Annotated in this window: 14 protein-coding genes; 11 read left to right on the top strand and 3 right to left on the bottom strand. The window is 33.8% G+C overall.

Translation table 11 applies throughout. The features are described 5' to 3' along the window. Positions 1 to 56: 56 nt before the first annotated feature. The 6 genes from CALKRO_RS10300 (at position 57) to CALKRO_RS10275 (ending at position 8,558) form a co-directional block, all read left to right on the top strand. Entirely contained in the window at positions 57 to 998 is a 942-nt protein-coding gene (locus CALKRO_RS10300) for an ABC transporter permease (RefSeq protein ID WP_013430952.1), read from the top strand. Positions 999 to 1,040: 42 nt separating this feature from the next. After that, entirely contained in the window at positions 1,041 to 1,946 is a 906-nt protein-coding gene (locus CALKRO_RS10295) for a carbohydrate ABC transporter permease (RefSeq protein WP_013430951.1), read from the top strand. A 103-nt stretch (positions 1,947 to 2,049) separates the two neighbouring features. After that, positions 2,050 to 3,552, top strand: a complete 1,503-nt coding sequence (locus CALKRO_RS10290; RefSeq protein WP_013430950.1) for an ABC transporter substrate-binding protein — start codon at positions 2,050 to 2,052, stop codon at positions 3,550 to 3,552. Between the two features lie 167 nt (positions 3,553 to 3,719). Beyond that, on the top strand, positions 3,720 to 5,060 hold the full coding sequence (locus tag CALKRO_RS10285; protein WP_013430949.1) for an ABC transporter substrate-binding protein: 1,341 nt from the start codon (positions 3,720 to 3,722) through the stop codon (positions 5,058 to 5,060). Further along, positions 5,057 to 6,928, top strand: a complete 1,872-nt coding sequence (locus tag CALKRO_RS10280) for a sensor histidine kinase (protein ID WP_013430948.1) — start codon at positions 5,057 to 5,059, stop codon at positions 6,926 to 6,928. The genes CALKRO_RS10285 and CALKRO_RS10280 overlap by 4 nt, the downstream gene beginning before the upstream one ends. Then, positions 6,921 to 8,558 carry a response regulator transcription factor gene (locus CALKRO_RS10275; protein ID WP_013430947.1) on the top strand — a complete coding sequence of 546 codons (1,638 nt, stop codon included), beginning with the start codon at positions 6,921 to 6,923 and terminating at the stop codon, positions 8,556 to 8,558. The genes CALKRO_RS10280 and CALKRO_RS10275 overlap by 8 nt, the downstream gene beginning before the upstream one ends. A gap of 48 nt (positions 8,559 to 8,606) precedes the next feature. Here the strand turns inward: CALKRO_RS10275 and CALKRO_RS10270 are convergent, their stop codons facing one another. Next, entirely contained in the window at positions 8,607 to 9,827 is a 1,221-nt protein-coding gene (locus tag CALKRO_RS10270; protein WP_013430946.1) for an MFS transporter, read from the bottom strand. Next, positions 9,817 to 10,245, bottom strand: a complete 429-nt coding sequence (locus tag CALKRO_RS10265) for a helix-turn-helix domain-containing protein (RefSeq protein ID WP_013430945.1) — start codon at positions 10,243 to 10,245, stop codon at positions 9,817 to 9,819. The genes CALKRO_RS10270 and CALKRO_RS10265 overlap by 11 nt, the downstream gene beginning before the upstream one ends. A gap of 270 nt (positions 10,246 to 10,515) precedes the next feature. Between CALKRO_RS10265 and xylA the strand changes: the two genes are divergently transcribed. Further along, positions 10,516 to 11,832: a xylose isomerase gene (gene xylA, locus CALKRO_RS10260; RefSeq protein WP_013430944.1), complete on the top strand. Its 1,317-nt coding sequence runs from the start codon at positions 10,516 to 10,518 to the stop codon at positions 11,830 to 11,832. Between the two features lie 49 nt (positions 11,833 to 11,881). Here the strand turns inward: xylA and CALKRO_RS10255 are convergent, their stop codons facing one another. Continuing rightward, a complete protein-coding gene (locus CALKRO_RS10255; RefSeq protein ID WP_013430943.1) occupies positions 11,882 to 12,589 on the bottom strand; it encodes an arginase family protein in 708 nt (235 codons plus the stop codon). A 152-nt stretch (positions 12,590 to 12,741) separates the two neighbouring features. On the opposite strand from CALKRO_RS10255, the gene CALKRO_RS10250 reads away from it, so the two are divergent. From CALKRO_RS10250 to CALKRO_RS10235, 4 genes are all read left to right on the top strand, one after another. Further along, the gene (locus CALKRO_RS10250; protein ID WP_013430942.1) at positions 12,742 to 12,918 is read left to right on the top strand and encodes a MarR family transcriptional regulator; all 177 of its coding nucleotides are present in this window, start codon (positions 12,742 to 12,744) and stop codon (positions 12,916 to 12,918) included. A gap of 176 nt (positions 12,919 to 13,094) precedes the next feature. After that, entirely contained in the window at positions 13,095 to 14,660 is a 1,566-nt protein-coding gene (locus CALKRO_RS10245; protein WP_013430941.1) for a response regulator transcription factor, read from the top strand. Then, entirely contained in the window at positions 14,657 to 16,441 is a 1,785-nt protein-coding gene (locus tag CALKRO_RS10240) for a cache domain-containing sensor histidine kinase (RefSeq protein WP_013430940.1), read from the top strand. The genes CALKRO_RS10245 and CALKRO_RS10240 overlap by 4 nt, the downstream gene beginning before the upstream one ends. 221 nt (positions 16,442 to 16,662) lie before the next feature. Beyond that, entirely contained in the window at positions 16,663 to 17,583 is a 921-nt protein-coding gene (locus tag CALKRO_RS10235; RefSeq protein WP_013430939.1) for an ABC transporter permease, read from the top strand. Positions 17,584 to 17,593 lie beyond the last annotated feature (10 nt).

Below are 17,593 nucleotides of genomic sequence, written 5' to 3'. Positions count from 1 at the left end.
CAAAGAACAATTCAAAAGTTTCAATAAACAACTTGAGAAAGGAGACGGCATCAGAAATGGCAAACGATCAGCGCACATATCGAAGCGGTTTTTTGAGAGAATTGAATAAAAACTTTCCTCTATTCTTAATGGCACTGCCGGGGGTTGTTCTTTTAATAGCATTTTCTTACTTACCTCTGTTTGGGCTTATCATAGCATTTAAAGATGTGCACTATGATGTAGGAATTCTTAAAAGCCCCTGGGTGGGTTTAAAGAATTTTGAATTTCTTTTTAAAACACCTGATGCCTTTATTATAACAAGAAATACACTTCTTTACAACTTTGCTTTTATAGTCTTTGGGAACTTGGCGGCAATTGCAACGGCTATTGCGTTGAGCGAAATGAGATCAAGATTTATGGCAAAATTTTACCAGTCAGTAATGTTTTTACCATATTTTTTGTCTTGGGTTGTTGTTGCGTATATGGCATTTGCGTTTTTGAGTATAGACTTAGGGATTTTAAATACAATGGTTCTTCCAAAACTGGGTTTACAACCAATTGCATGGTATTTTGAAACAAAACCGTGGCCGGTGATATTAATACTTGCAAATTTGTGGAAATATACTGGTTACAATGCAGTCATATATTTAGCAGCAATTACAGGAATTGATCCTGAGTATTATGAAGCAGCTTTGATTGATGGTGCATCAAAATGGCAGCAGATAAAACATATTACAATTCCGCTTTTATCACCGCTTGTTGTTGTTCTTGTTCTTTTGGGTATAGGTAGAATATTTTATGCAGACTTTGGACTTTTTTATCAGCTTCCTATGAACAGTGGTGCACTTTATGATGTTACAAATGTTATTGACACTTATGTTTATAGAACTCTTATGGGCATGAACGATATAGGAATGGCGTCTGCTGCAAGCTTTTATCAGTCGATAATGGGGTTTATTTTGGTTCTTACATCAAATCTTATTGTTCGAAGACTTGACCCAGAAAAAGCGTTGTTTTAAGAACTTTTATAGACAAACAGCAAAGAAAGGTGATGATATAGTATGCATTCAAAAAGCAGATTTTTACAGATTTCTGCAGTATCAGAAGCCATTTTGCACATCTTCTTTGGAATTGTAACTCTTGCATGTTTAATTCCGCTATGGTCTGTTATATCAATTTCGCTCAGTAATGATAACAAGATTAGACAAATTGGATATAGATTTTGGCCGGTTGGTTTTAGTACAAAGTCATATGATTTTGTTTTATCTCAGGGAAGAGCAATTTGGCATGCGTATGGTATTACTATTTTTGTTACTATTGTTGGAACAGTGCTATGTGTGTTAGTAGTTTCAATGTACGCTTATATTTTGTTCAGAAAAGATTTTAAATACAGAAAATTCTTCACATTCTTTGGTTTTTTTACAATGTTAATCAATGCAGGTCTTGTTCCATGGTATATAGTGTGTGTAAATATTCTTCACTTAAAAAATACTATTTATGCATTAATTTTACCGTATGTAATGAATATGTGGTATGTTTTGATTTTTAGAACATATCTTTCGATGTCTTTACCTGATTCTATTATAGAGTCTGCAAAGATTGATGGAGCAGGGGAATTTACAACATTTTTTAGGATTGTTGTACCGCTTGTAAAACCTGGACTTGCAACAATTGCTTTATTTTCAGCTATCACATATTGGAATGACTGGTGGCTACCATTCATGTTGATAGATACTGAAAAACTTTATAATCTTCAATATATGATGTACAGAGTTCAACAAAAGATTCAGTATTTAGCAGAAATTGCAGGAAAGCTTGGTGCATCGGGTATTGTTCCTACCGACCTTCCAACAGAGTCTGCGCGAATGGCAATGGCAGTACTTGGAATGGGGCCAATAGTTTTAGCGTATCCTTTCTTCCAGCGCTATTTTGTAAAAGGTCTTACCATAGGTGCCATTAAGGGCTGACGTGTGGTTGTATTAATGCGGCTATAAGCTTCAGAGCTGCTATAAAAAAAGCAGCATGCTGAGGCTTATATACAAAAAAATAGAAATTGGGAGGTTGATTTATGTGAATCTCAAAAAGTTTTTTGTAGTCATGCTTGTTGTGACTTTTGTACTCACAAGTGTAATTGGTATAGTGACAGGATTTGGTGCATCTTCTTCAAAACTTCCTTATGTTAAGCTTACATGGTATGTCATTGGAACACCGCAAAAAGACTGGGATTTAATCAATCAAAAAGTAAATGAGTACATCAAACCAAAGCTTAATGCTGAAATCAAAATGACAATGTTTGACTGGGGCGAATATAATGATAAGCTCCAGACAAAGATTGCAGCAGGTGAACCATTTGACATCTGTTTTACAGCAATCTGGACAAACAACTACAGAACTAACGTTGCAAAAGGTGCATTTTTGCCGCTCAATAAGCCCGGAAAGGACCTACTTTCTAAGTATGCACCAAAGACAAAGAAGCTTCTTGGAGATGATTTCATAAAAGGTGCATCCATTAACGGAATTCTATATGCAATTCCAGCAAACAAGGAGAAGGCTCACAACTGGGGATTCATTGTTAGAATGGACTTGGTAAAGAAGTATAAATTAGAAGACATGTTTAAAAAGGTTAAAAAATTAGAAGATTTAGAGCCATATCTTAAGGTAATCAAACAAAAAGAGCCAGGTGTATATCCACTTGGAGCATATGCTGGTGAGTCGCCAAGATTCCTTTTAGACTGGGACAAGGTTGTAGACGATGATGTTCCTGTATCACTTTATCCGAATAATAAGAGCACAAAGATTGTCAATGAACTTGAACAGCCAAATACTAAGGCACTCTTTAAGACTGTAAGAAAGTATTACTTGGCAGGATATATTAGAAAAGATGCAGCAAGTGTTACAGATTGGATGTCTGATTTAAAAGCTGGTAAAGTGTTTGTAATGCCCCAGTCACTCAAGCCAGGAAAAGATGCTGAGATGTCTATTTCAACAGGTTATGAATGGAAACAGATAGATATAACACCACCTGTTATGTCAACAAGAGAATGTATAGGTTCTATGCAGGCAATCAACGCAAAGTCAAAGAATCCAGAAAGAGCTTTGATGTTCTTAGAACTTTTCAACACAGACAAGTATCTTAACAACCTTGTAAACTTTGGTATTGAAGGTCAGCACTATGTATTTAAAGACAAAGCAAAAGGAATCATAGCTCCAGGACCAAAGGCAAAAGACTATAGCCCAGGTCTTGGCTGGATGTTTGGAAATCAGTTTATAAACTATATTTATGAAAATGAAGATCCTAACAAATGGAAGAACTTTGAAGAGTATAACAAGAAGGCACTGCCTCTTCTTAGCCTTGGATTCAACTTTGATGACTCAAAAGTAAAAACACAGGTTGCAGCATGCAAGAGCGTATGGAAGCAGTATATTCCAATGCTTGAGACAGGTAGTGTTGACCCAGACAGATACATTCCACAGGCAATTGACAAGTTCAAGAGAGCAGGTGTTGACGTTATTATAAAAGAGGCACAGAAACAGTATGACGAATTTCTGAAGAAGACAGGAAGAAAGAAATAAAAAATAAATTTAGAAAATTTACAAACGGGATATCGGTGCGAATTTAGAGTACCGATATCCCGTTTGCTTCTAATATTCAGAAAAAATGGATTGTAATTTTATATTATTGTGAGCTAAAATAGAAGTAAAAATGTTTATATTTAAATTCTTTAGGGTTGTGATTTTTTATGAATGATTCATTCAATAAAAGGCGTATATTATCAATAAGTTTTTTAGTACCTCTTGTAACTACCCTTGTGCTCATAATTGTACTCATTTTGAATACGCAGAAGACAGTGGAAGAAAGCGTAACTATTGAAAATGAAGAGTTAGAAGTTAATACAAAAATAAGATTTTTAAGTCCATGGGGCGGGAGTGACCCTTATGCTGAAACACTCTCGTTTGTACTTCAAAAGTTTCAAGAAGAGAATCCTGGTGTAACTATTGTCAACGAATCTCTGTTTGGTGATGATTTTTTGATAAAACTTCAGACAGACTTTGCATCTGGAAACCCTCCTGATGTTTTTGGTCTTTTTCCAGGTTCTGTTAGAGACTTGCTGATTCAAAGGCATCAAATAGCTGATTTAACAGATGTACTTAAAAAAGATATAAGGTGGTACCAGAGTTTTTATCCTAACATGTGGAAGTATGTAACTTTCAATAAAAGAATTTATGGTGTTCCGCTTGAAACAATAGTTGAGTGCCTATTTGTTAACAAGGATATATTTGAAAAATACAATTTAAAAGTTCCTCAAACATTAGATGATTTGATAAGTGTCTCAAAAATACTAAAGAGCAAAGGAATAATTCCCATTGCTTTCAATGCCCAGCCAGAAGGAACATATATATACCAAAACATTATTGTTTCTATAGGGACAAAGTATGAAGTTGAAAACCCGATCAAAAACGGTGAATTTTCCTCACCCTACATAAAAGCCCTTGACTATTTAAAAGTTCTTTACAAGGCAGGTGCATTTCCAGCAAACTACTATTCACTTACAAGCAAACAGCGAAATGATTTGTTTTTGACAAAAAAAGCTGCAATGATAGTTCAGGGTTCATGGTTCATACCAAAGTGTGATCCAAAAACAGTTGACATATACATTTTTCCTCAGGCTAATGAGAAAGGCAAAAAACATTTAATTTACGGTCTTGGTGCAGGAACGTTTTATGTGAGCAGTCAAGCATGGCAAGACATAAAAAAAAGAAACAGTGCAATAAAACTTTTAAAATTTTTGTCTTCAGAAAAGATTGCGAGAATATTTGTGGAAAGAACAGGATTAATTTCAAATATAAAGATAAAGAATCCGCCAAATGTCAAAAATCCACTGCGTTCAAAGGTGGAAGGGCTTATAAAAGAAGCTGATGTGCTTGTTGCACCGCCTGACCATTTTGTTGATAGAATGGTTTGGGAAGAGGTAATAACAAAAGATATTCCTTATTATCTACAAGGAACCATTTCTTCAAAGTTATTTTGGACAAGAGCAGTCAAGGCGTGGAAAGAGAATATGGAGAAATTAGGTGAATGAAAATGTTAAAAATAAAACTTATTATTAGAAATTTAATAAAATATTACCGAAAAATTTCCATATACAAGAAGTTCTTGGTAGTATCATATATTCAAATATTTATCCCGATAATTCTTATTGGGGTTTTGAGTTTTAGAATTTCGTCAGATTTGATTTTCAAAAAATATGTAGGATACACTTCTGATGTTATAAAGACAGCAAGGCTTCGCATTGTTGACAAGATAAACGAGTTAAATAGCATAACTCAGGATATTTTGTATCAAACAGAATTATACAATGTTTTGGACAAATCAATGAAAAATATGGATTACTATGATGATGTCACTTCACTTACAAACAAGTTTCGAAAGATAATCTTAGGACATTTAGATGTACAATCGATAGGAGTATTTACAAAAGAAAAAAAGCTGTGTATAGTTGATAACACTTCAAAAGAAATAGGACTTGATGAAATAATACCTTCTCAAATTTCGTTAGAAAAAGTATATAAGATAGCTGAAATGGGAAATGGGAAACCTATTTGGTATGTAACATTACTGAAAAAAGACAAAGAAAACAAAGCGGCAGTTTTAATAACAAGATGTATAAACAATCCTAAAACATTAAAGTTTGAAGGAATTTTAGCTGTCATGATAAACACAGAGCTATTTGACAAGACATTTTCTGAGCTTGTTGCAGAAAAAAGTCAGGCAATTTCAGTGGTGGGAAATGGCATATTTATTTCAACAAAAGGTGAAATAAATAAAGAAAAAGTCCTCAAATTTATGTCTCAAATAAGAAATAAAAATGGAATTGTTACATACACTTCGAATGAATATATTGTAAATATACTGCCAATAAAACAAGTAGAATGGTACATAGTTACGTCTATTCCAGTTAAAATATTATTTAGAGACATAGACAAACTCAGGATGTGGCTTATAGTTTTGTGTTTTTTGTCGTTTGTTATAACATCAGCAATGTCAATAATGCTTTCAATGGACTTTTTAAAACCAATTAATGCTATTGTGGAAGCAACAAAGAGAATAAGAAAAGGCGAATACAAGACGATAGAAAATCTTGACAGAAAGGATGAACTTGGTATTCTAATTGATAACTTTAACAGTATGGTGATAAAAATAAATCATCTGATAAATTCGATTTACAAGGAACAGATAACACGAAAAGAAGCAGAACTAAAAGTTTTGCAAACCCAGCTAAATCCACACTTTTTGTTTAATATTCTAGAATCGATTAACTGGCTAGCACAGCTAAACGGCGTATCGCAAATAAGCGATGTTGTCATTGCGCTTTCAAAGCTTTTAGAGGTGAATCTTAAAGAAGAGAAGTTTTTAACCATAGAGGAAGAGATAAAATACATATCTTCATATGTATCTATTTTAAGGATAAATTTTGGTGAAGAGAATTTAAAACTTGAAGTGGATGTAGACAGAAAAGCTTTAAAACTTAGAATTCCCAAACTTCTTATACAACCTCTCGTAGAAAATTCCATTTTTCATGGTATACGTCCAAAAGGTTTTGGCAGAATATTTGTGGGTTGCTATATTTGGAACGATAAGCTTGCCATAATTGTAAAAGACGATGGTATAGGAATTCAACCTGAAAAATTAAAGGGGATACGCCAAAATTTAGAAGATAACAGTGAGGTTTTGCTTGATCAGTATGAGAGGTCTTATACAAGAATAGGGCTTGTCAATGTGGTAAAGAGACTAAAGCTCATTTATGGCAGGAATGCAAACTTTTCAATTGAAAGCTTGCCACAGAGGGGTACTACTATAAAAATTGAAATTCTATTAGATGCGCTTTCAAAAGCGGTAGAAGAAAGTTTGCAAGAATTTTCTGGCGAAGGGGAAGAGGTAAATGTATAAAATTGTAATAGTGGACGACGATATGCTTATTCGAAAAGGAATTAGGAATGTAATAAGATGGAAAGATTTGGATTGTGAAATTAGCGGAGAAGCTTCAAGTGGGGATGAGGCTTTAAAGGTGATTGAAAATGTAAAGCCTGACATTGTCATTACAGACATTAAAATGCCCAATATGGATGGTATTGAACTCATAGAAAGAATTAAAAAGATTATACCACATTGCAAGATTGTAATTTTAACAGCTTACAGAGAGTTTGAATATGCACAGAGAGCTATAAAATGTGGTGCTTTTGATTTTCTTCTAAAACCAACCAAGGTAGAAGATATAATAAATGTTGTGCAAAAAGCTATAAACGAGATTAAAAAAGAAAAAACAATATTAGAAGAGATAGAAAAGATAAATAACATTTTAAAAGAAAAATTACCAATCTTGAGAGAAAATTTTTTGTTCAATGTCATGTTTGAGATGATTTCAAATGAGGACGAGATTCTTCAGATGGCATCTCTTTATGAGATTGAAATTGGTATATTTTTAATGATTTTAACTGAATGCAGCACAAAAGAGAAAGAGAGAAAGAATTCTCATTTATACCTTTTAGGAATCTCAAATATGCTAAATGATTTTTTGAGCAATAATTTTACCATCTATACTATTTATTTAAATAACTCTCAAGCAGTATATATTGTAAACTCAAAGAAGGAACTTGATAAAGAAGAAGAGAAGAAATTCTTTGAACTTTTGAGCCAGCTTAAAAAAGCAGCAATGGAATGTTTTAATATTGATTTGACATTTGCAGTAAGTACGTGGGGCAGGGGATTAGTGCAGCTTCCAGACAAATATAAAGAATGCATAGATGCAATAAATTATAGATTTTATTTTGATGAAGAAGATATCATATATTACAGGGACCTTTCTCACTTTTTCATGTATGTGGATGATAGAAAACTAAAGAATTTGAAAAATGAAATTTTATCAAATGTCAGATACGGCAACTATTCGAACATAAATAATCTTTTACATGATCTTGAGGAAACTTTGAAAAAGTCAAAAGTAGATAAGCAATATATCTATAATTTTTACTATCTTATGCTTATTGAAATAAACATGATTAAAGCACAACTTTCTTCAACCATAAATAAGCCTGAGAATCAAGAGATGTTTGAACACATTGATTATTTTAATGATATTATAAAATGCAAGAATTTGTCAGAACTGAGTAGCATCTTACGAATATCTATTCAACAGACTATTGAAGAAGTCCAAAAACACAACCTAAACAAAATGGGCAGTTTAATAAAAAAGGTGATAGATTACATAAAAGAAAACTATCACTCAGGCGAGATTTCCCTCAGTGATATTTCAGAGAAATTTTTTGTAAGTCCTTCATATTTGAGCAGGTTATTCAAAAAAGAAACAGGAAAAAATCTTTCAGATTTTATAAATGAGTATAGAATAGAAAAAGCAAAGCATCTTTTGCTCACAACCGACCTTAAAACATACGAGGTTGCAGATAAGGTTGGTATTCCAGACCCACACTACTTTTCAAGGCTTTTTAAACGCTACACGGGCTACAGCCCTTCTGAATACAAAGAAGGTGTAAAAATAAAAGGTGAAAAAGTAAGCGATTAAAAAGAGGGGCGTGCAAAAATTAGCCCCTCTCATTTTTTGAACTTAAAATTATTCTTGCTTTATGTTTACTACCTTCAGTAGCATCATTGAGGCGAAAATAGCAAGGATGGCGCCGAAGATGAAAGGTGCAGAAGGACTTATATATTGCCACAATAGTCCAGCAATCAAACTTGCTGGAAAAGCAAAAATTCCAACAGCGCCGTTGTAAAGACCATAGGCAGTACCTCTTTTCTCAGAGGGAACTAAATCTGCAACAAGTGCCTTTTCAACACCTTCTGTAAGTCCATAATAAAGACCGTACAAAATGTACAAAGCAACTATTTGATATGTTTTTGTTGCAAGTCCAAAACCCAAGTATATTAGAGCATATACAATCCATCCTGCCACAATCAGGTACTGACGTCTTATTTTGTCTGACAAAATTCCAGCAGGGTAGCTACTTAGAGTTGTAATCAAGTTAAAAGCAGCCAGCATCAAAAATATCTCTAAAACTGTCAATCCCCTGTTTTGAGCCTGAAGGATTAAAAAAGCGTCTGAAGAATTTCCAAGGGTAAAGATTGAAATAGTCAAAAGATATAGTTTAAACTTTTTATCAAATCCTTTCAATGATAGGTTGACCTTTGCTGCCGATAGGTTTTGGTTTTTAGTATCTACTGCAAATGCAATTATTAAAAAAAGTGCAAAAAAGACTGGGAAGATTGACACTAAAACAAGAATCTGAAACAAGTGTTGCGTAAGCTTTAAGGTGTTTTTAGAGGTAAAATATATTATAAAACTGGCCACAATCAAAGCTAAAATTGCCCCTGCCGGGTCCATTGCTCTGTTAAATCCAAATGCCTTTCCAAGTTCTTCTTTTTTGGTTGTGTTGGCAATCAAGGCATCACGAGGAGAAGTCCTTATGCCTTTTCCAACTCTGTCCAAAAACCTTATAACCAATACGAATACCCAGTTATTGGCAAAATATAAAAGTGGTTTTGAAAGTGCAGAAAGGCCATAACCTATGGCTACAAGCCACTTTCGTTGATTTAGCTTGTCAGAAAGATACCCTGAAAAGATTTTTAGGATTGTTGCGGTTGAATCTGCCACACCTTCTATAAGACCTATCACTGAGGTTTTTGCGTTCAGAACATTTTTCAAAAAAAGTGGAAGTGCTCTAATTGTAAGCTCACTTGAAAAATCATTGAGAAAACTTACAAAACCGAATATAAAAGCGTTCCAGGGTATGCCAAGAATTTTCTTTTCCTCAAGATTGTCCTTTTCATTCTTCATTTTCATTCTCTCCTTTCTCATCAGTTTGCCATTCAAATTCAAGCTCAAACTTTATGGTGTCACTTCTTTTCTTGATTTTGACTTCCATTTCAACATTATCTGGAAAGTCGAACTTTCGATTTTCAATGGTAATTGACTTTTCACGGGAAATTGTGTCAAGAATCTCTTTTGCATGTGAAATGAGGTTTTCAGTCTTTCCTTTTCTTGTCTCTTCAAAACGAGATATGGTCTGGTTCTTAAAATAATCTTTTGATGATCCTCTTCCAAGCCAGTCAAGCAAAGCATGTTTAGAAAAACGCCACTCTCTGCCTATCTTTCTTGCTGGTATATCTTCATCTTTTAAAATTTGATTAAATGTTTTAGTAGAAATTTTCAAAAACTCAGCTGCTTCTTCAAAGTTCAAAACCTCTTTTTCCATTCGTATCACCTCATATTACACCTAAATTCTATTTAATTTATATTTATATTATAAACAAAATACATTCATTGCACAAGTTTAATTGACAATATGCCTTTATTTTTAAAAACATTCTTTGTTTTGAAAGAAGGATTTTTTGAAAAAGTGGAGAATATATATTATAATAAACTTAGTTTGTTTAATAAACAAACTAAGTATGTGTATGGCATGTTTTAAAAATAAGATTTAGTCAAAAAATTATATATTATATAAGGAGTGTGAATTTATAAAATGAAGTACTTCAAAGATATTCCAAAAATAAAATACGAAGGTCCACAGTCGGACAACCCATTTGCTTTCAAGTACTACAATCCTGACGAAATCATTGACGGCAAGTCTTTGAAAGACCACCTTCGTTTTGCTATTGCTTACTGGCACACATTCTGTGCAACAGGAAGCGATCCGTTTGGACAACCTACAATTGTTCGTCCTTGGGATAAGTTTTCAAACCCAATGGACAACGCAAAAGCAAGGGTTGAGGCAGCATTTGAATTTTTTGAACTGTTAGATGTACCATTTTTCTGCTTCCATGACAGAGATATTGCACCTGAAGGGGAAAATTTAAAAGAGTCAAATAAGAATTTGGATGAGATTGTTTCTTTAATAAAAGAGTATTTGAAAACCAGCAAGACAAAAGTATTATGGGGGACAGCAAACCTGTTTTCGCATCCACGATATGTTCATGGTGCTGCAACATCCTGCAATGCAGATGTCTTTGCATATGCAGCAGCGCAGGTGAAAAAGGCTTTAGAGGTTACAAAAGAGCTTGGCGGCGAAAACTATGTGTTCTGGGGCGGAAGAGAAGGTTATGAGACACTTCTAAATACAGATATGGGATTGGAACTTGATAACCTTGCAAGATTTTTGCATATGGCAGTTGAGTATGCAAAGGAAATAGGTTTTGACGGACAGTTTTTAATAGAACCAAAACCAAAAGAGCCAACTAAGCATCAGTACGATTTTGATGCGGCTCATGTTTATGGATTTTTGAAGAAATATGATCTTGACAAGTATTTCAAGCTCAATATAGAAGTAAACCATGCAACCTTGGCAGGACATGATTTCCATCATGAGCTGAGGTTTGCACGAATAAATAATATGCTTGGTTCAATTGACGCTAATATGGGCGACTTGCTTTTGGGCTGGGATACAGACCAGTTTCCAACAGATGTAAGACTTACTACACTTGCTATGTATGAGGTTATTAAAGCTGGTGGTTTTGGCAAAGGTGGACTTAACTTTGACGCAAAGGTAAGAAGAGGTTCATTTGAGCTTGAAGATTTAGTAATTGGTCATATTGCAGGTATGGATGCTTTTGCTAAAGGCTTCAAGATTGCGTATAAGCTTGTTAAAGATGGCGTATTTGATAAATTTATAGATGAGAGATACAAGAGCTACAAAGAAGGAATCGGTGCTAAGATTGTAAGCGGTGAAGCAAACTTCAAGATGTTAGAGGAATATGCTCTGTCTCTTGACAAGATAGAAAATAAATCTGGCAAGCAAGAACTCCTTGAGATGATTTTAAATAAATATATGTTCACTGAATAAGACCAATATTGCAAACTAAAGGCTGGAAGGAAGTTCCTTCCAGCTTTTTTCATGCAACAATACTTTGAGATTTTGCTGTGAGCAAAGAAAGAAGTTGTATATTTATGTTCTCGCTTTTTTTGTGTTCGGGTAAGAAAAAATGTGCAGGTGGTTCACCACAAATATCTGCTCCAACTATTTCAAAAGATGACGTAAAATGTGAAACTATTTCAATTAAGGTTTTTGGTTGGCAGTGTCCCTGGTCCCAGGTTGTGTTTATTGAGGACTTTGTCAAGATGTCTTTATCAATGCTTATATAAACTGGTAGGCGAGGTTTTATTTTTTTGTATTCAAGTGGTGAAAAAATTTTGACTTTATTGTTATGGACATTTTTTTTATCTTCTGAAAGGACAAAAATTTCTCCAATTTGCTTTAATTCTGCTGCATCTTTTAACCATGAACCGCATGTTATAAATCCCGGATAAGCAACTGAATAGTCAACATGTTTATCTATCACTATTAGAGAAAAAGTTTTATTAAAACTTTTTAATAACATATATGTAAAGTGGTGATATTCCCCAGCACCAAGAAAGAACAAGGAATTTTCAACTTTTTTTATCCTTTCTGAGATTGAATCAAGCACCTTTTTTGAACACATGTACTTGATTGAAGAAAGATCTTTGAGGTCAATGCAAGTGCAAATCTCTTTAAGTCTTGGCTGAAAAGTATAATACTCATCAAACATTAAAATGTATGAAGAAGATAATAAGCTTTTCATGCTCATCATCTCCTTCTTTTGGAGAGTTTACATATATAATTATATCACTTTAAGGTGAAGATGCTGTTATAAAGAAGCAAAATGGTGGTATAAAAATGTATTGAAAGCAGAAGATACTGTAAGGAATTTGTATTAGAGGGGAGTTGACTTTTATGAGCGCAAAAGAGATAGTGTTAGAGGCTTTAAAGAGTTCTCCAGAGCCGATGAAAACTCAGGATATTGTTCAAAAGACAGGGCTTGACAAAAAAGAGGTTGAAAAAGCTATCAAGGAACTAAAAAGTGAAGGGCTGATAGAGTCACCAAAACGCTGCTTTTATAAGGCAAAATAAGCACTTAAAAAACTTGTTGCCTGTCCACTTCATAAGGTGCAAAGGAAGATGGACAGGCTTTTTTTATTTTTTTAGCTACTTAAAGAGTTCACATGGTGTATAATATTCAAGTAGAAAGTCTTCAAAAAGTTGTGCAAGATTAACTTTTTTCTCTGTTGGGAGGAAAGACAATAAAAATGTTTAAACTTTTGATTGTAGAAGATGAGAGGATAACAAGAGAAAGTCTTGAGACATTGATACCATGGGATGAGCTTGGGATTGGAGAAATTAAGAGTGCTAAAAATGGTCAAGAAGCTTTAGAAATTGTAAAAAGTTACACTCCAGATATTCTCCTGTGCGATGTAAGAATGCCGCGAATGGATGGTATAGAGTTTTCAAAGAGATTAAAAAGTATTTTCCCAAAATGCAAAATAGTGTTTATCAGTGGATATGCTGAAAAGGAGTATCTTTTATCGGCCATTCGTCTAAATGCAATTGACTACATAGAAAAACCTCTCAATATAGAGAAGATTATAAGTACCATGAAAAAAGTTGTTGAGATAATTGAAGTTGAGAGAAAAGGAGAGGAAGAAAGAGAAAAATTGAAAGAGCACTACAACCAAAGTCTATCCTATATTTGCACACAGCTTATTCAGCAGCTGCTAACAGATCATCCTGACCTCAGCATTTTTCAAAAATACAACGCTGAAGATTTTTTAAATTCAAACTTAGATGTTATTGTTGGATTTGTAAATTGGCAGTCCGAAGAAGAACACATGAATGAAATTGTATCAAAAGATTTATACAATGGATTTTTAGGCAAAGACTTTACATCTAAAATTGCAGCACTTTTTGCATTTTTGTCTCCAAACAGCTTTGTTCTTATTTGTAACAATAAAAGAGAAATTGATACCCGAAAGGCAGTAGATATCCTCAAAGAGGCTTTTTCGCAAAAAGGGGAAGTTTCTCTTGCTATTGTGTATTCAATAAGAGCAAATGAGATAAAAGAACATGTTGAGAATATAATCAAAATGCTACAGAAAAATGTATTTTATAACGGTTTTGGCGATTTGTATACATACGAAGCTTTTGAAAATAAAAGGGAAGCAGAAGAAGTCAATTTTGACTTTGAGAGATTTGAAGAGTATCTCAGAAGGGATGAGATAAAAAAGGCTAAGGAGGAAATTGAAAAGCTGTATTTTTGGCTAAAATCAAACCAAACCATTGATGTAGAGAAGGTTAAAAATTTGTTTTTTGAGATGATACTGATTGTGTACCAAGTGGGCAAACAAAGAAAGATAACACAGCTTTTAGATGAAGATGGAAGATCTAAAAAATGGCGTGAAATTGAACAAAAGCTTACCTTAAACCAAGTAAAAGAGGTTGTTTATGAGACCATTGACGGAATATTTGAGATATTTGAAACACGCGGGAATTTGAACAGAAAGGCTTATCAGATAGTGAAATTCATTGAAGAAAACTTTTATGACAAAGAACTTAGCATCCAAAAAATTGCTCACTACTTTTACTTTAGTCCAAACTATTTATGTAGTATGTTCAAAAAAGCAACTGGTAAGACACTCAACGATTATATAACTGAAGTCAGAATTGAAAAAGCCAAGCAGCTTTTAAAAGATAATAGCATCAAGCTATATGAGATTGCAGAGAGAGTTGGATTTGGAGACCCGAATTATTTCTCATCCTTGTTCAAAAAGAAGGTTGGCATGACTCCATCTGAATTTAGAGAGAGGTATTACGTATGAAAAGAATTACAAATACTTTTTCAAATATGAGTATAAAATACAAATTGTTTGCTTCATATATGTTTGTGATTTTAATATCATTTGGTATATTTTCTTTTATGAACTATGTTATTGTTGGAAGGGATGTCGAAAAACAGGCTATTTATTCTTCTGGCAAGATTGTGGACCAGACAGCTTCTTTCTTAGAAAACAGGGTTTCATCAGTCAAAAATGTCCTGAACATTTTAGCTCTTGATTCAACTGTGCAAGAGCTTGTAAACAGACCGGATGACTATTACTACGAAAACATAGGAAACTGGCTTGTAGACTCCCAGAGATTTACAAAACTTTTTTACAGCACATGCCAAAATTTTGACATACTAAGCATCTCAATTTATATGACACAGGGATTGGCAAAACTCAGCGAGACAGATAGCTATTTTCTTTTTGAAAGGATTGAAAAGCTTCCATGGTATCAGCAGATGGTTTTAAAAGGGGAGCTTTTTGCTTGGGTGACCCCAAAAATGATAAATGTTGCGCGAAAAGATGTTGTGTCTTTGATAAGACTGATTCCAGACCCTAAGAATATTAGTGAATACAGAGCTGCGATCAGAGCTGATATCTCAATTGCTGAAATTGAAAGGATACTAAATCAGGCTTTGTTTACAAGCAGAACACTTGCTTTTATTGTCAATTCAAATGGAGAAGTGGTTGCACGTTCTTTAAATAGAGCAAATTTATCTATTGGGGAGATAATAAAAGGAATAGAAAAGAATATATCATCTCAAGAGGCAAATGTTGTTGAAATGGAGGTAGGGGGTGAGAAACTTCTTGTTCGAACGAGGAGTATTAGTGATACAGATTGGTATCTTGTACTGGTTACACCTTACAAAGAGATTCATGAGCTTAATATAAAGACTATTAAACAAGTATTTTTCATGATATTCTTGATTACACCTTTTACATTGATATTTGCTTTCTGGGCAGCGACCTCAAGCACATCAAGAATTAAAAAACTTACTCATAATATGAAAAAGGTTATCGAAAAAGGTGATTTCAATATAGAATTGGATTCCCACTCTCAAGATGAGGTGGGGCAGCTCATATATACCTTTAACTATATGCTAAAAAAGATAAAAGAACTTTTGCATGAGCAGTACCAGCTTGGTAAGGAGAAGAAAAATTTAGAGCTAAAAGCTCTTCAGTCACAGATAAATCCTCATTTTTTGTACAACACCCTTGACCTTATAAACTGGATTGCAATTAAGAACAAGAATGAAGATATTTCAAGGCTTGTAACCTCTCTTTCTCAGTTTTATAAATTAAGTCTTAGCAAGGGTGAGGATGTTGTAACAGTGGAAAATGAGATAGAACATGTAAAAGCCTATGTGATGATTCAAAATTACAGGTTTGACAACTGCATTGACCTTAAGATAGATGTTCCACAAAAACTTCTCAAAGCACGCATTCCTAAACTGACACTTCAGCCGCTTGTTGAAAATTCTATTCACCATGGAATTTTGGAAAAAGAGGAGCAGAAAGGTACAATAATCATAAAAGGCGAAATAATAGATGACAAAATGGCTGCGATATATGTTATTGATGATGGTGTTGGAATAAGTAAGCAAGTTCTTGAAAAGATAAAAAAGGGAGAGGTTGAGACGTCAAAAGGACATGGTTTTGGTATAAAAAATATAAACGAAAGGTTAAAAATCTATTTTGGAAATGAAGCTGGACTGTTTTACGAGAGCAAAATAAACGAGAAAACAGTTGCAAAGGTGCTGTTTCCTGTGGAAGAATAGCCATAGCAGCATTTTAATTTTTTCTCCTTACAATGCTCAAAAAGAGATGAAAGCTGGTTTTGAAAGACCAGCTTTTATTTTTTGCAATTTTTATCATCTTAATTTTACAAAGAAAATATTAATTTTGTCTGATATGAATTTCAAACTGACCTTTTATAATAAGAAATAGAAGAAGCGAAAATAAATGATTTGTTCAATCACTACAAAGGGAGTGGCAGAAATTGAAAAAGAACGGTTTTTGGTATGAAATAAAAAAGAACAAGGTACTTTATGCCATGTTCTTACCAGTAGCAATTTACTACATTCTGTTTGCCTACATACCGATGGGTGGAATTGTTCTTGCTTTTAAAGAGTTCAACTATCGAGACGGAATACTTTTCAGTCCATGGAACGGTTTCAAAAACTTTGAGTATTTCTTTGCTTCGGGCAGAGCTTGGCTTGTCACAAAAAACACTATTCTTTACAACATAGCTTTTTTAGCTGCGTACACAGTATTTTCAGTCGCTTGCGCAATTTTTATAGCCGAGCTTGCAGGTAAAATCTTTAAAAAGTTCATCCAGTCTGTAATGTTTTTACCATATTTTGTATCATGGGTTGTTGTGGCAGCTATGATGTATAACTTTTTCAACTATGATTATGGTCTTATTAACACCTTGATAAAAAACCTTGGTGGTGAGCCTATAGATATCTACTCAAATCCTACTTACTGGTATTTCCTTTTGCCAATGTTATATGTATGGAAGTGGGTAGGTTACGGAAGCGTTTTATATCTTGCAGCTATAATGGGATTTGACGAAGAATGTTATGAGGCAGCAATAATTGATGGTGCAAATATCTTCCAGAGAATCTTTTATATCACAATCCCGATGTTAAAACCGACAATGATAATATTGATTTTGCTTGCACTTGGAAGAATTTTGCGTGGCGAGTTTGATATGTTTTATCAGATAATAGGTAATAACGGTCTTTTGCTTGACTATACAGATATTATAGACACTCTTGTATTCAGAAGTCTCATGCAGGTTCAGGATATTGGAATGGCGTCAGCAGCAGGTGCTTATCAGTCTGTGCTGTGCTTTGTAATTATAATGTTTGTCAACTGGATAGTCAGAAGATATGATAAAGACTATGCACTGTTCTAAATCTTGACAT

The organism is Caldicellulosiruptor kronotskyensis 2002 (genome assembly GCF_000166775.1).
GTDB classification, from domain to species: Bacteria; Bacillota; Thermoanaerobacteria; order Caldicellulosiruptorales; family Caldicellulosiruptoraceae; genus Caldicellulosiruptor; species Caldicellulosiruptor kronotskyensis.
The sequence above is the reverse complement of the archived record's forward strand: the minus strand, read 5'-3'. Positions and strand labels throughout refer to the sequence as shown.

Excerpts from the sequence above, each read along its gene's own strand:
- xylA (WP_013430944.1), top strand. The coding sequence starts at position 10,516 with ATGAAGTACTTCAAAGATATTCCAAAAATAAAATACGAAGGTCCACAG.
- CALKRO_RS10270 (WP_013430946.1), bottom strand. The coding sequence starts at position 9,827 with ATGAAGAATGAAAAGGACAATCTTGAGGAAAAGAAAATTCTTGGCATA.
- CALKRO_RS10300 (WP_013430952.1), top strand. The coding sequence starts at position 57 with ATGGCAAACGATCAGCGCACATATCGAAGCGGTTTTTTGAGAGAATTG.
- CALKRO_RS10275 (WP_013430947.1), top strand. The coding sequence starts at position 6,921 with ATGTATAAAATTGTAATAGTGGACGACGATATGCTTATTCGAAAAGGA.
- CALKRO_RS10295 (WP_013430951.1), top strand. The coding sequence starts at position 1,041 with ATGCATTCAAAAAGCAGATTTTTACAGATTTCTGCAGTATCAGAAGCC.
- CALKRO_RS10265 (WP_013430945.1), bottom strand. The coding sequence starts at position 10,245 with ATGGAAAAAGAGGTTTTGAACTTTGAAGAAGCAGCTGAGTTTTTGAAA.
- CALKRO_RS10255 (WP_013430943.1), bottom strand. The coding sequence starts at position 12,589 with ATGAAAAGCTTATTATCTTCTTCATACATTTTAATGTTTGATGAGTAT.
- CALKRO_RS10240 (WP_013430940.1), top strand. The coding sequence starts at position 14,657 with ATGAAAAGAATTACAAATACTTTTTCAAATATGAGTATAAAATACAAA.
- CALKRO_RS10285 (WP_013430949.1), top strand. The coding sequence starts at position 3,720 with ATGAATGATTCATTCAATAAAAGGCGTATATTATCAATAAGTTTTTTA.
- CALKRO_RS10280 (WP_013430948.1), top strand. The coding sequence starts at position 5,057 with ATGAAAATGTTAAAAATAAAACTTATTATTAGAAATTTAATAAAATAT.
- CALKRO_RS10250 (WP_013430942.1), top strand. The coding sequence starts at position 12,742 with ATGAGCGCAAAAGAGATAGTGTTAGAGGCTTTAAAGAGTTCTCCAGAG.
- CALKRO_RS10245 (WP_013430941.1), top strand. The coding sequence starts at position 13,095 with ATGTTTAAACTTTTGATTGTAGAAGATGAGAGGATAACAAGAGAAAGT.